The organism is Psychrobacter sp. VH5 (assembly GCF_050572635.1).
GTDB lineage: Bacteria > Pseudomonadota > Gammaproteobacteria > Pseudomonadales > Moraxellaceae > Psychrobacter > Psychrobacter celer.
This window is the reverse complement of sequence record NZ_CP192145.1, coordinates 1,402,399-1,416,746: the sequence shown is the minus strand read 5'-3', so window position 1 is coordinate 1,416,746 and position 14,348 is coordinate 1,402,399. Positions and strand designations below refer to the sequence as shown.

General features: G+C 41.5%; 12 protein-coding genes and 1 pseudogene. 2 read left to right on the top strand and 11 right to left on the bottom strand.

Annotated features, from left to right (window positions below; genetic code table 11):
* Positions 1 to 2: 2 nt before the first annotated feature.
* The 6 genes from ACNFVB_RS06010 to ACNFVB_RS05985 form a co-directional block, all read right to left on the bottom strand.
* Positions 3 to 1,061 (bottom strand): NADH:ubiquinone reductase (Na(+)-transporting) subunit F, encoded by a 1,059-nt coding sequence (locus ACNFVB_RS06010; protein ID WP_060491275.1) that lies wholly within the window; start codon positions 1,059 to 1,061, stop codon positions 3 to 5.
* Positions 1,062 to 1,123: 62 nt separating this feature from the next.
* Positions 1,124 to 1,486, bottom strand: a complete 363-nt coding sequence (locus ACNFVB_RS06005; RefSeq protein ID WP_372862597.1) for a phenol hydroxylase subunit P4 — start codon at positions 1,484 to 1,486, stop codon at positions 1,124 to 1,126.
* 146 nt (positions 1,487 to 1,632) lie between these two features.
* Positions 1,633 to 3,150, bottom strand: a complete 1,518-nt coding sequence (locus tag ACNFVB_RS06000) for an aromatic/alkene/methane monooxygenase hydroxylase/oxygenase subunit alpha (protein ID WP_060491277.1) — start codon at positions 3,148 to 3,150, stop codon at positions 1,633 to 1,635.
* 72 nt (positions 3,151 to 3,222) lie between these two features.
* Positions 3,223 to 3,489: an MmoB/DmpM family protein gene (locus ACNFVB_RS05995; protein WP_060491278.1), complete on the bottom strand. Its 267-nt coding sequence runs from the start codon at positions 3,487 to 3,489 to the stop codon at positions 3,223 to 3,225.
* A 53-nt stretch (positions 3,490 to 3,542) separates the two neighbouring features.
* Positions 3,543 to 4,553, bottom strand: a complete 1,011-nt coding sequence (locus ACNFVB_RS05990; protein WP_060491279.1) for an aromatic/alkene monooxygenase hydroxylase subunit beta — start codon at positions 4,551 to 4,553, stop codon at positions 3,543 to 3,545.
* An 81-nt stretch (positions 4,554 to 4,634) separates the two neighbouring features.
* Positions 4,635 to 4,949: a phenol hydroxylase subunit gene (locus ACNFVB_RS05985; RefSeq protein ID WP_228138990.1), complete on the bottom strand. Its 315-nt coding sequence runs from the start codon at positions 4,947 to 4,949 to the stop codon at positions 4,635 to 4,637.
* Positions 4,950 to 5,257: 308 nt separating this feature from the next.
* Between ACNFVB_RS05985 and ACNFVB_RS05980 the strand changes: the two genes are divergently transcribed.
* The gene (locus tag ACNFVB_RS05980; RefSeq protein ID WP_430738417.1) at positions 5,258 to 7,135 is read left to right on the top strand and encodes a sigma 54-interacting transcriptional regulator; all 1,878 of its coding nucleotides are present in this window, start codon (positions 5,258 to 5,260) and stop codon (positions 7,133 to 7,135) included.
* A gap of 687 nt (positions 7,136 to 7,822) precedes the next feature.
* Here the strand turns inward: ACNFVB_RS05980 and ACNFVB_RS05975 are convergent.
* The 4 genes and pseudogenes from ACNFVB_RS05975 to ACNFVB_RS05960 all read right to left on the bottom strand — a co-directional run bounded on the left by ACNFVB_RS05975 (position 7,823) and on the right by ACNFVB_RS05960 (position 12,633).
* Positions 7,823 to 9,055: pseudogene (locus tag ACNFVB_RS05975) on the bottom strand (IS3 family transposase).
* A gap of 182 nt (positions 9,056 to 9,237) precedes the next feature.
* Entirely contained in the window at positions 9,238 to 10,386 is a 1,149-nt protein-coding gene (locus tag ACNFVB_RS05970; RefSeq protein WP_093068400.1) for a catalase family protein, read from the bottom strand.
* A 66-nt stretch (positions 10,387 to 10,452) separates the two neighbouring features.
* Complete coding sequence (locus tag ACNFVB_RS05965; RefSeq protein WP_430738416.1) at positions 10,453 to 12,000, bottom strand: Dyp-type peroxidase; 1,548 nt, start codon at positions 11,998 to 12,000, stop codon at positions 10,453 to 10,455.
* A 90-nt stretch (positions 12,001 to 12,090) separates the two neighbouring features.
* Positions 12,091 to 12,633, bottom strand: a complete 543-nt coding sequence (locus ACNFVB_RS05960; protein WP_430738478.1) for a hypothetical protein — start codon at positions 12,631 to 12,633, stop codon at positions 12,091 to 12,093.
* A gap of 418 nt (positions 12,634 to 13,051) precedes the next feature.
* Between ACNFVB_RS05960 and ACNFVB_RS05955 the strand changes: the two genes are divergently transcribed.
* Entirely contained in the window at positions 13,052 to 13,696 is a 645-nt protein-coding gene (locus tag ACNFVB_RS05955) for an IS1595 family transposase (protein ID WP_430738415.1), read from the top strand.
* A gap of 54 nt (positions 13,697 to 13,750) precedes the next feature.
* Here ACNFVB_RS05955 and ACNFVB_RS05950 read toward each other — a convergent pair whose 3' ends face one another.
* The gene (locus tag ACNFVB_RS05950) at positions 13,751 to 14,281 is read right to left on the bottom strand and encodes a molybdenum cofactor biosynthesis protein MoaE (protein ID WP_198336530.1); all 531 of its coding nucleotides are present in this window, start codon (positions 14,279 to 14,281) and stop codon (positions 13,751 to 13,753) included.
* Positions 14,282 to 14,348: the final 67 nt, after the last annotated feature.

The window sequence follows — 14,348 nt, the reverse complement described above, 5'->3', positions numbered from 1 at the left end:
TACTAAATACGCTTAAATAAAGCAGAACGACTTGACTCGTCCGTACCATCAGCCGCAGTTAAGAAACGCTCCATATGAATATCTCGCTCAAATAGACGGGCTTGCATCAAAGTTGTAATAGTCGCATCAATCATAGGCGGCGGACCACACATATACGCTTTATGACCTGAGCATTTCCCATTAAAATGGTGCTTGACCGCATCATTCACATAACCTTTGAAGCCTGACCACTCCCCTAACGTGTCTTCATCACTTAAAGCAGGAATATAATGAAAGTTGTCATACTCTATTGCTAGCTGCTCAAACTTATCTCTATGATACAGCTCAGGAATATTTCTAGCCCCTTGAAATAGATAGAGCTGACGAGTTTCCCCTTGCTCTAATAAGTCCAGAATCATCGACTCAGGACTTGATAAACCTGACCCGCCTGCCACAAAGATCATATCTTGACTATCGCTACTGCGCACGAAAAACTGACCATAAGGACCTGACAGCTCGATGCTATCACCAACTGCTAACTCATTATGGAGCCAAGAAGTGCCTTTACCTTCATTGACTAAGCGCACATGCAGTTCAACGATATTAGACTGTGACGGCGGATTGGCAATAGAAAAGGCTCGCGTCCCAACATCAGGGATATCTAAGTTGATATATTGGCCGGCTTGGAATTGCATGTCGCTATCTAACTGCAAGCGAATTCCTAAAATAGTAGGCGATAAAGGCGTCACTGACTCAACCGTCGCTGTATAATCTTCTACCGGATAGCCCAAAAAGTCAGGATCAACATCTATATCGGCTTCGATGACCAAATCGGACTCAGGATAACAACAACAAGCGAGTACTTTGCCTTCATCACGCTCAACCTCCATCAGTGCAAAGGTAGATGCCTCTCCAAGATCAGCAAAGCCTTCTAAAACCTGAACTTTACAAGTCCCGCAAGTACCATGACCGCAAGCAAAAGGTAACCAAACCCCTTGCCTTAAAGCCGCTTGTAATAAAGTCTGACCGTCTTCTACTTCAATAACATCACCGGTTGGCTCAATAGTGACTTCATAGGACATATCGCTCTCCCTTGCAATATTTATTAAAATTAGTGATTTAAATGTTTAATTGAAAAGAAACCTTAAACACCTGTACCTTTCCAGCCATTTAAACCTGGCGTTTTAAAGCGTAAGAGCGACTTATGATCAAAGCCAACCTCTTCTAGAGTTTGCTCATCTGATGGCGTAATCATCTCTCCATTGAGATTCCAGAGTACCTCATCCCATTTTATATGCTCAAAATCAGGATGCTGATTGAAGCCGTCAGGTAATACACCAGCCTTAAAGTCTTTAAACGTCATGTTGGGCGGCAACGGAAAAGCCTTTGCCGAACAAAATAGCAGATGCTCATCCCAACCGACAAAGACTACAATGTTGTCGCCATAATTTTCTTGTTTGTCCATAACCTTGCCCGTGTAATCTGGGCGAATCGCTGTAACTGCCATAATAATTTCCTTATTGATATATTTGCTCATTAATTACTTGCTTATTAACTATTTAGCATTCTATTGTTGAGAGCTTATTTGTGTATCTTGGTTCAGTAGCGCTGACTTTGTTTGGCCGCGCTACTAAGCTCTAATCAACCAACAAATTAAGCGTTCCCTTTCCATTTGTTCCAGTTTTGCTCATCCACAGAACCTTTGAAGTCCATATTATCGACACCCACATTGAAGCGATAATACTCACTAAGAATCTTCTCAAGCTCAGGGCCACCACAGTTACCTTGCAATATTTGCTGTACTGGTAACCACGCTTGCACGTACTTTTCAGGCTCATCAACGAAGATATCATGGCAACCATCTGAACACATGTGGTAGCGCTCTTCGTTATAAACTGTCGTACGGTAGCTAAATGTACCAGGATCACCGTCCATTTCCGTAAAGGTCATGGGTACCTGACAGACTTGGCACAACATAGGCAGGCCTGAGCTATAAAAACGCTTGCCTTCTGCTTCCATTTTCTTTGCCAACTCCCAACGCGGACGATAGTATTTATCAAAAGTGTTAGGGTATTTTTCACTGAGCCAGTCAAGCTCTTCATCAGAGGGGATAAAGGTATGGAAACCAGCCGCATGACCGAAGTTATAGAAAATCCACCATGCTTGATGCGAGATATGTTCTTTTTCCTTTTCAATCACTTCGCTGTATTTTGGTCTTTTTAGGCCATAACGAGCGAGATCATCAAACAACGCCCCGCCCGCATCTTCAAAATATACTTCCCACGCTTCTTTCCAAGACATGACTTTGTTCGGTAACATATAATCCATCATCATCGCGACGATAGAGAGCAAACGCGTTCCACGCCAGAACCACTTATCGATCCACTTTTGTACGATAGGTAAGTTATCTTCATGCTGCTCAAGTAGGAACTTAATAATCTCAAGCCCAAGCGTCATGTGACGGGCTTCATCAGATTGCGCACTAAAGCCAAAGGTTACGGTTGCCATATCACCATTGTGTGCAGCACCTGACATGAAAGGTACGAATAACAAATTGGTTAGTACGTATTCAAAAGAAAACGAAATGGCAAGCAAGAACTCAAATGGTCCTGCTGAGCGTGCGTCTTCAAAGAACGACTTAGGAACAGATAAATACCAAACACGGTCATGCATATGGCTCCAATCTTGAAAGCCATTGAAATACTTGTTGAAATGACTCATAGCATGAACTTGCGTTTGCACATGACGAAGTTCATCAATGGATTGCATTTGACAAGCAATACGAGCGCCGATACCGCCAAACTGCCGACCAACATGAGCGTAGCCTTGGTATGCTTGATACTCTAATGGCGTAACGCCTGTCAAAAACACTTTAATGGCATTAAGATAACGTGGATCTGATACATTCATCTGACCGTTATTTTGAGAAAATGCATCAAAAATAGCATAAAGCTTTTTCTCTTTCTCGGCCTGATACTTCCAATAGGTGTCCATGGTCAGACGAAACGGATCTTCCCATTTTGACCAATCAGTAATCTTGATGCCTTCGAACTCTTCATAAGGAAAGGCTTCCTTTTTGTCTTCATAAGAAAAGTCCCAATCAAGATCACGAGTGAGTAGCCGATACTTTTCTTTCAGATTTAAGCGCTTTTTAGTTTTTGTGGTACTCATGTTGTACTCCTTAGCAAATGCTAGGTTATTAGTTAATGATATACTTCAATCGTTCATGACTAATTAAGACTATCAACTCCAGCTCAACGTCAGAGAATCTTCTTCCTCTTCGACATTCCCGCCAAGTGTTACCAAGCTAAGCTGCAGCTCTTGAACATCCCACTCACGGCCAAGCTTTTCTTCGACCGTTTCGCGATTGATGACCAAGCGATCTTCGCATTCCATACGAATCATAGCTGGCTGGTAGGTAACGGTGACTCCTGGATTATCTTCTTCAACGGCCTGAACGATATAACGCGACATATCGTTGTCTTGTAACGCCAGATATACTTTTGACATAAGCTTCTTCCATGAAAATTGGTTTAAGTTACGATGATAAATTTATAACTAGATTAAGCAGCGCTTTGCACAACTAAACCGGCAGTTTTACAACGTTTTGCCAACTGTGCTTGAATGTCATCCAACACGACTAACACTTGCTCGGCATCAAATAGTTTTTCAATCAAAGGACGATAGGCAGTGGCAACCTTCTCTTGCCACGTATCTAGCCACTGCTGGCAGTACTCCTTATTTTCTTCACTTTCTGCAACCACTGTTTTGATGATACTGTTGCTCCAGCCTGTTATGTCTTTGAAACAATCTTGCATAAACTCAGTCAGGATAGCGATATCACGACCGTTATTTTCAACCAACCAGTTATCTAAATGCTGATAATGAACAACGTGAATAAAAGTATCTATGACTAAAGACTGCGCAAGAAACAGCTCAAACCAATCTTTGACGATTAAGGTATGTTCACAAAGGGCACGAACTCCTTGCCACGCCTCATCATTCATCCAATAATCTTTGGCCTGCTGTAGTGAGTCACTAGAGTTGCCATCGATCAACAACCCTATCCGTGATAAATACTGTGCCATGCCCAGCCGATCCATACCTGCATATAAACAAGCTTGCGAAATAGCTGTACCATAACCATAAGCAGATCCATACATGAAGTTTAGATTGGCGGTTTGTTCTACGTGACGTAGTGGTAAGAGCCCAAAAATAACGGCTTCTAAGACTTCTTCACTCAGATTATCTACCAAATCACGTTTTTCAAAGAACTTATAGTTACCTTCGGTGATGTCTTGCATACGTGCTCTATTCTGAACATAGGCACCATAATAAAACTGACGAGGATCTTTCAGGTCGTACCAATCCTCCATCTGAATAATCGTGTAGTTTTCATCGTTCAATGTTTTGTCAGGATTCCATAGTGGACGATAATGAAAGTTAGCCGTGGCCTGCGCATCATAGGTGGCCTCTTGATAACGAGTTGCAGGTTTGTCACCAAAACGCCGAGCAATGTTCGCATAGGTATGACGAACGGGTTCAAGCGTTGATGTTTTGATTTCTAAAGACATGCTTATTTCTCCTTGATATAAATTATTACGCTCTAGTCGCGAGCGCCTTCCGTGTTTAACAACAATTATGATGAAGTAGGTTTAATGGTTGCGAGTTTCTGAGTGGTTTTGGCCTACTAAGGTAGTCTCTGTGCCATAACGCCACTTGTCTTCTTCCTGATCATTAATATGCATCTGCTCAGGTGTCATGTTTATGACGTTGTTATTGGCACAAAACTCCTTAAAGCTTTCAGGAGGTAATACCAGCTCAACAAAGAGGCTGGATTCGCCAATAGCAAAGTCAAACATGACAAACTTATCATCCGGATCACTTCTAACCCGAACATATTTGGGCAAGTCATTAAAAGAAAGATTAGACTCTTTATCGTAATTTGATGAGGTATTAGGTGAATTCACTCTCAACTCCTTTTCTTAAATGGTATGAATATAGACAGTCCTTATCTGGTATTTACTACCTTACAAGTTGTATGCCAACTTTATAATTACCAACTTAAGTTATTGATTTTTAATAAAATTTTTAAAAAACACTGCGTATTAATCATCTAAGCTCAATAATTTTCTTTATTTTATTTCATGATTTGAGTCATTCATTTTTCAAAATTTCATGAAATACTTAAATTATTAAATTTAGAATCGCTGCTCATAGTCTGATATAGCTTGATAGGCCATATATTTAGTATGATAAAATTGCATGATTTAGATGGATGTGTAATGATGATTGGCTTAACCATCTAAGGATAGATGTTACTCAGCTCCTTGCAAGGAACGCATCTGCTATGTCAAAACAAACCTCTTATAAAGATGATACTCCTGAAGTAAATGCAGTCTCTCATCCATCTAAATTTCTCGATGGCGAGGCTATACCTGAGCCAATCAAACTTAATAAAGAAAAAACTGAATTCACAAAGAGAATCGAAGATTTATTGACACATCTTGAGTTTGATTTGCATTCAGGAAAGATATGGTTCGGCGGTCAGCGCATGATATTAAGCCATGCTCATGCTCTATGGCGCCTGCGAGAGGATATCGAATCGACTTTGGGTAGCGATATTATGCAGCGGCTTTTTTTTCGCTACGGTCATTTTGCTGGGGAACAAGACGCTGAGATTAGTAAAAAATTACGACCAGAAGGCAGTTGGAAAGAGGTGTTTTTATCCGGTCCACAGCTGCATGCCATACGCGGTATGGTGAGAGTCGTTCCTGATAAAATGAGTGTCGATTTTGACAATGGCAGATTTTTTGCAAGCTTTGATTGGCATAACTCTTTTGAAGCCGCTTATCATAAAAAGTTTCATGGGGTTTCAGATAAGCCGATATGTTTTAGCTCACTGGGTTACGCCAGCGGCTATACCAGCTCCTTCTTTGGCCGTCAGATTGCTTTTAAAGAAGTACAATGCGCGGCAATGGGTTTTGATCATTGTCGTATTGAAGGGCGACCATTAGAGGACTGGGAGGAAGAAACGGATCTTGAAAGGTTTTTCAACACTGAGCGCTTAAATACTGAACTGTTTGAGCGGCGCAGTAATTTTGATGAGATAAAAAGACAAAACCCTGATTTACGTATCAACCCTGAAGGATTTTTTTCTGCTATTGGTGAATCGCCTTCTTTTAAAAAGGCAACAGCGCTGATGAAAAAGGTCGCAAAAACCAAAGCGACTGTTTTATTGCAAGGAGAAACTGGGGTTGGTAAAGAGGTATTTGCTCAAGCGCTCCACGATGCTAGTGATCGCAGAAGCAACCCTTTCATCGCTATAAACTGTGCCAGCATCCCTACCGATCTTATTGAGTCTGAGCTGTTTGGTGTTGAAAAAGGCGCTTTTACTGGCGCTACGCAATCTCGAAAAGGCAAAATTGAAGCGGCACATTTAGGGACACTATTTTTGGATGAGGTTTTTGAGTTATCATCGCGGGCGCAAGCAGCTCTACTGCGCGTATTACAAGAAGGTATACTCAACCATGTCGGCAGCTACATTGATATAGCTGTTGATATTCGAGTGGTGGTAGCCACCAATGAGAATCTAAAACAGGCCGTAGCTCAAGGAAAGTTTCGTCAAGACTTATATTATCGATTAAGCACTTTCCCTATCTACCTACCTCCTTTACGAGAACGTAAGCAGGACATACTTCTACTGGCTAAGTTTTTCTTACATAAATATGCCGATATGTATCAAAAAAATATTCAAGGTTTTACAGATCAAGCGCGAGAGTATCTGAGTTTATATCATTGGCCAGGCAATATACGAGAGCTACAAAACGTCACCGAACGAGCGGTCATACTCAATGATAACCACAAGTGGATTGACGCTAGTGATTTGCTTTTATCCAATATCGAAGATAATAGTATGAATGCTAATAAGCTTCGGGTATCGGCTGAAAGCGGTGGTTTACAACACTCCAGCGTTGATGACCATAGTAATACCGCACTTGCCACTTTATTCCATGATGGTTTTAATTTAGAAGCCTTTAACGACAAGCTTATCCGCGTCGCTTTAAGTCAGTGTAATGGTAACGTCTCAAAAGCTGCACGACTCTTAAATATCAGCCGCGCAAAACTTGACTATCGACTAAGCAAGCTCAATTAGCGGTGATTGTTATATTCAAAGTAACTAAAACTAGCTACTATGATCCCACATTTAACTTATGTTAATGAGGTTGTTAAATAGTGAATAGAGTTAAAATCAGTTATAAGATACTATCTATTGCTTGTTATACCTATCACTATATTATTGGTATGTAAGTCTTACTATATAAAGAATCAGTGAACTATGAACTGACTTTTTTGATACTTTGAACTAAATATTTATCCCTTACTTCAAATCATTCAAAGGTAGTAGTTATAACTATTTAAAATTTTTAATAGTATCGACATTAATGATTTGATACTATTTTGATACTCTGTATATATTGTTAGATATGACTCTTTGTTGATAGCTATGTTTTGTTTTTATCCTGAGACCTTATGAGTAAAGGCTTTAATGTAAAATATACGGCTACTTATTGATAAGTATTGTGTATTGTTGTTGTAAAAAAGAGGACTCATAATCCTTTGGTCGTAGGTTCAAGTCCTACTGGGCCCACCATATAATGAATCAGGCTTGTTCGCAGCGATGCGGCAAGCCTTTTTTTTATGGGGTTTTTCGAGATTTACGAATATCTTGGTATGTGGCGAACCATATAGAATATTGGTATATTTGTTGGTATAGATTATACCAACGCAGAGATCTGAGCTATGCTGTCAAATCTGTAGACATTGACTTGGGAGATTTTACTTACGCAGCCTGACGATAAAAGTCAAACCACACCTGTCTTGGCGTTTTATAGCTCAAACCCTTTTGGATTCTAGTCTGATTGTACTCAAGCTCAATATATCCAATGATATCTCTGATAGCTGCAAACCTTGTTTTATAGTCTTCGTGATACACCAACTCATTCTTTAATACGCCCCAGAAACTTTCTATCGGAGCGTTGTCGAAACAATTGCCTTTGCCACTCATAGATCCTGTAAACTGATGCTGTTTAATGATCTTGTGGTAGGCATGGCTACAGTACTGACTGCCTCTATCAGAATGAACGATTAGCCCTTTAGTAGGTCGTTTATTCTTAATCGCTATGTTGAGTGCACGGCATACTAAATCTGCGGTCATACGCTTGTTAATAGCGTAACCGACAAGCTCTTTGGTGTATAAGTCTTTAACACCTGCTAAGTATAGCCAACCCTCATCTGTCCAAATATAAGTGATGTCACTGACCCAAGCCTCATTAGGGCGATTGGCATTAAATTTCTGTTCTAGACGGTTTGGATAGATAAGCTTGTTATGGTTTGAGTTGGTGGTGACTTTAAAGCGCTTGTGACGACGGCATTTAATGCCGCACTCTTCTTTAATGCGTCTAACCATATATTTACTTATGGCATATCCTTGCCTTGTAAGGTAAGCATGCAATCGCTCATAGCCATAGCGCTGCTTAGTCTCATCATGAGCCACGCGAACTAGCAACTCACACTGATTGCGATGAATCTGCTGATTACTGACACCACGATTGATCCAGTTGTAATAGCTTGATGGCTTAACATCTAATACGTGACACATGCAGGTGATGCTAAATATTTTCTGGTTATCCTTGATAAAGACGTACTTCATCAACTGTCACTGCGTGCATAGCCCTTCGCCTTGCGTCACTAAAACAGTCTCCCAGACTGTTTCTTAACGTTCCTCATTCGCGAAGTACGCCGTGGCCTTTTTTAGAATGTCTCGCTCTTCTTGAGCAACTTTGAGATCACGTTTAAGACGTTTATTCTCTTCTAGTATAGCCATAAGCTCAGGATCATATCCTTTAGTGCCGATTAGCTTGCCTTTATTAGCTTTGTTTTGCCAGTTAGATAATGTCTGCATAGCGATGCCAAGCTGCTTTGCCGTTGCTGAAACATTGCCATCATTATCTGCTATCTTTTTAACGGCCTCTGCTTTGAATGATGCACTATAGGTTCTGATTTTCTTAGTCATGATAAACCCCTCATTGAGTCGTTAGTTTACCAAGTTTGGTTCTACAGTTTTTTCAGCATAGCTCATAAATTGCCAAGCTTAAATAGCTGATGTGTTTAGTACAAGACACATTCTTATGATACAAAAGAGCCAGTCACATAACGACTGGCTTTTTTTGATCTATAAACTTCAAAATGATTAGTCTAAAAAAAAGACTTAGCAAACGTCTCCTTTAAACTCTTTGGCTCACGGCGCTTGACGTCGTTGAGTTTATGGCGAGTCTCGGAGGCGACTTGATAGGCCTTGAGACGCGACTGTTGTAAGTTTCCGATAGGACGGTTCTCTTCAAGACAGCGAAATGGGGTAAAGGATAGATTCTCCATAATCTCAAAATTACCGTCATCTGGTACGTCTTGGCAAGGAAGGGTTAAACGCGCTACGGTGACAAAGGGCGTATCCGACTCTTGCCACTGCGTCGTAATCTCTTCAATCGGCTGCTTTTTGAGATTACGGCATAGCTGAATCTGGATATCAAACTGATAATCATGTTCGCGTATCTCCTCGACGATAAGCGGTCGCAGCGCCTCTTCGCGGGCGTCGACATCGACATCACGGCGCGTGACTTTTTTGACAGAAGCGGCTGTTGGCGTTGCCCGTATCTTTGCCATATAATCACCATGACGCACCACACCTTGCGAATGAAAGTCGTATAACAAGGTGTTTTTTGGTTCAATCCTCGTAAAGCCGCCGATAGCTTTAAAGGTTTTAATCGACTCTTTGGTTGGTAATCTTGAGCCGTAATTGGTCAGCCAGTTAAACGCCAACTGCGCTTTACCGATCGCTCCCTTCTCCGTGTATTTAGGTAATTCCAAAAACAGTCTTGAGAGATAGGTATACTCCTCAATTCTATTGCAAAAGAACACCGGATGATTGATAAAGTTATAATCAAAGGTCGTACTGTCCTCCTCCCCGGGGGCGAGCTTCTTACCCGGTACGTCAAAGACTTTAATCGCGAGACCTTGAGCAAAGCCCAACTTACGATCAGCGAATACTCGAGATGAACCGTTGGACAAACGAATCACCGCATCATGAATGCCCGCTTTAGCATACAAACCTTGCGCGTACTCTTTGGGAATATCATCTAATATCTCAAACTTGGCTTTTAGTGCGCAGTACCCCTTGGCATGGGCATCACGCGTGTGATAATCGATATTGCTGGCTTTATCACTACGCGCAATATAGCTTTTGATATCGTCGGTAATAGTACGAATGTTTTTTTCGTCCTCAGCATTTAATTCGATATATTTTGGATCGTAGGGGACGTATTTGGGTTTAAATAATTTTTTTAGCATTATATTTCCTAATTTTATTCATGATTATTATTGTTAAGTGGTGACTATTATAAATGGTACTGAGAGTTAAGACAGCTCGCTAATCCATTTTAGCGCCGATAAACTCGGAATAAAAAAGTACTCGCCGCCGTGCAAGGTATTAAAGGTTTCAATACCATGGTAGCGTTTGCGAATTGGATCAGCCGGAACATTAAAGGTATCTGCATCGCTGTCTTTATCACCAGAGTGCAAACCAACCATAGGATCTTTTTCTTCGCCTAAGCTCATAAAGTTGCCATCGTTGATCCACTGTGATTGCAAGAACTCAACCGTCTCCATGGCATGAGCATTAATACCAATAAAAAACAGACCGCGATCTTTGCCATCGTCCTCTATTACATCGGGTGGCACAACTTCACCAAAGCCCACGCTACGTCTAACGATACGGTGAATACGCACATCGGATAAAATAAAATCTTCGCTATCGCGTGGGTTCATACGCCTGATATGCGCGCCAAACGGACACTTTTTACCGTAAGGATCGTCTTTATAACCAAAGTCGTTATTGCGGCTAGGATCATCGCCAAGCGCTTTATCATCATGATCGGGAGACAAAACGAGCGGCGCGCCTGAACGCCAGCGTCCCCACATTTTTGCACCTAGCAGCTCCGCTTCTTCCTCGCTGTCGGTATTATCTTTGCGGTATTTATTAAAAGTAGCAACATGGCTATGATAAGCACGTAACACCATAAACGAGCCGTTCTTGCCTAAGACTTCAGGCTGCGGCATAGGCGCAACTATTCCTGCCTCCCCTTCGTAACCGAGCACAAACTCCCCTGCGGCAATAGGATCGCCGTCATGGTTCGAAGGCGTCTGAATACCACTGCCTTGAATCTCAGGATTACTGATACCATCACGATAACCAAAGACGTTTTTGACGTTGTCATTTGAACCAAAGTCCTGCTCGATTAGGATTTCTACATCACCATTAGCAGGATTGTCCACATCGATATGATCGGTAAGATTATCTCGAAGCTCGTCAAGTTTGGCCTGCCATTTATCTTTGGTATCAGCGATAATAGCCGCGCCCACATGGATATCACCCTTATCCCCAAAAGGTGCCATCCAATTCTCAGGGGCATTAACATCAAAATCGCGCAACTGCTCAGCACGCGCTGCCATACCTGCTTTAAAAGACTCAGGAAAGCTATCAAGTGATGACTGCGGTACACCTAACGCTTGTAGACCCTCGTAAGTCATGACGATAGACAGCGTGGCTTGCATGTCTTTGTGCCAGTCTTCACTACCGGTTACATCAGGCAACACCTGCGCTAGCATTTGTTTGCCAACGTCAGCATTATTGATTTTTAGTGCTAATACCGTGCCAAAATATGGGGTGGGACGCTCACGTAGGACGATGGATTGAATATCTTTTAGCTGCATGGTGACGAGATTGGGGTTAAAGACCCCGCGCGCCCTACGAGCCATCATCTCAATACCGTCACCGACTTCCTCTTTCATCCCTTTAAGCCACGTCTCAAAATCACTGTTTTCGATGCGATTGCCAAACTCATCTTTTAAGTCTTGCAACTTATCGGTCAATCCCATTAAAGGTTTGTTATAATCATTACTCATACATCGCCCTATTCATTTTTTATCGTTATTAAAGTATGACCGTATCAAAGCCCTGAAATTTATGCGCTTAAAAATACAATGTCTAAAAAATTAGTTTGTTTGCGCTTCATCTAAAGCTTTATTGATGCCTTTAACAATACGCTCATGACGGCGAATATCTTGTACCGTCAGATGCGGGACGCCTACGTACCAGCCTGCAGCGGTAATCTGATGATCAAGAATAAACTGCTTAACACTTGGGTCTTTGATACCCGGCCAGCCCTCGACATTGCCGAATAAAATATCCATGAGTTCAGGAATTTTGGTGGCGAAATCATCAATATAAGGATCCCAGTCGCCGTCATAAGCGGTGCAAAAAAGCACTCTTGTATCATTATCTAAAAAGACGAACCGCAAATCGTGCAAAGTGCCTACCCTTGTCGCGCCTTTTAGATTGCCCCCTGCTATTTTTAGAATCTCTTTGAGACGGGCAGCGCCGCCGTCTTTTAGCGGTGCGATAACGGTAAGCTCGGATACTTTGTCTGACTTTAGACCTTTCTCGCCGGCGCTAGAGGTTGAATGATCATAACCATCATTGCCGCCCTCTTTTAAATTCGCCACTAACAGATCTGCCCGCAGTTTAAAGGCATCCATAGACTCAGTGATTTTATCTTTCAGATCTTCTGAATTATCGATAATGCGCTCTTTATTATTGTTTTTACTCATAAGTCTTTCCTATATGATTGCTGTTGAGCTATTACCATAGCAAAAACGGTAAAAGGCTCAAGTAATAGCGGACTAATCACACAAAACAACACATAGGTTTAACAATAACGTTTTAGATTGCAGCAGTGTTACAAAGATAGACGACGCACTTACCGGCGCAATAAATCTTGGTCGTACTTATTAAGTCTTTAAAAGCATGACTGTTTTTGTACTCGTTATTAAATACTAAAAAAGCTTGGCTACTCTAGGTAACCAAGCTTTGAAATCATACTTCGAGTTTTTATAATTATTTATAGTTATTAATATCTGGGGCTGTAGTAGATAAGCACTATGCTAGACTACTTTTATGAAGATAACCCGTTGTAAACTAAGTAAAAAAGTACAGCGAAGGCTGTTAGAGTTTTTCACAGCTGAAGTGACTGCTAGAACAGCCGCAGATTTGCTTGATATTCAGCCTAATACTGCTGCACTTTTTTATCATAAAATAAGACTTGTGATAGATTACCATCTCTCATTAGAAGCTGATGAGCTTTTTGATGGTGAGGTCGAATTAGATGAAAGTTACTTTGGCGGTGTACGCAAAGGCAAAAGAGGTCGCGGGGCTGCTGGCAAAACCGCTGTATTTGGTATTCTAAAACGAAACGGTAAGGTGTATACCATTGTCGTAGCAGACACCAAACAGACTACTCTAATGCCTGTTATTAAGCGTAAAATCAAGCCTGACAGCTTTGTTTATACGGATAGCTATCGAAGTTACAATGCACTGGATGTGAGCGAGTTTAAACATTTCAGAGTCAATCACTCTATAGAGTTCACTTGCGGTAAGAACAATCACATCAATGGCATTGAGAACTTCTGGAATCAGTCTAAACGAACTCTAAGAAAGTATAATGGAATCGATAAGAAGAACTTCCATTTGTTTTTAAAAGAGTGCGAGTTTAGATTTAACTATGGCTCACCATCTAATCAGCTGAAAACCTTGAGAAAATAGTGTGATATTTAATCCTTATCTACTACAGCCCCATTATCTATTAGTCATCATGAGTTAACCGTTGTTGCTTAGCCATTTGGGCGACTCATTGTCATAATATTCTTGCTTCCAAACGGGAATATCGGCTTTGATGGTATCGAGGATCCAGCGGCAAGCATCAAACGCCGGATAGCGGTGGGCGGAGATCACACCGATCCAAACGGCAATATCGCCAATCTCTAATGCGCCGATACGGTGAATGGCAACCGCAGCGGTAATCTCAAATTTTTCTTTAGCCTCATCCATGATTTGCCGACCTTGGTTAATCGCCAAATCCTCATAGCCGTAGTAAGTCAAACGCTCGACACAGCTGGCATTATTATGATTGCGCACGCGACCTTCAAAACAAGCAAAAGCACCGCAGCTGTCGTCATCGAGCATGGCTCTAAGGCGCGTCTCATCAATAGCTTCATCTAATAGCGCAAAACCATCACGCTCAGCGATAGCATAAGCGTCATCAGCACTGCGCTTGATTTGCATCGATTGGCTATGTACGTCTTCTTTATCGCCAATTTTTATTTCGTTGTTTTTATTCTCACCAGTCATTGATATGCTCAGATTATGAATTGGTTCTAGTTTAGTTCGACTATTTTGAGTTGTGTTATTTTTGCTA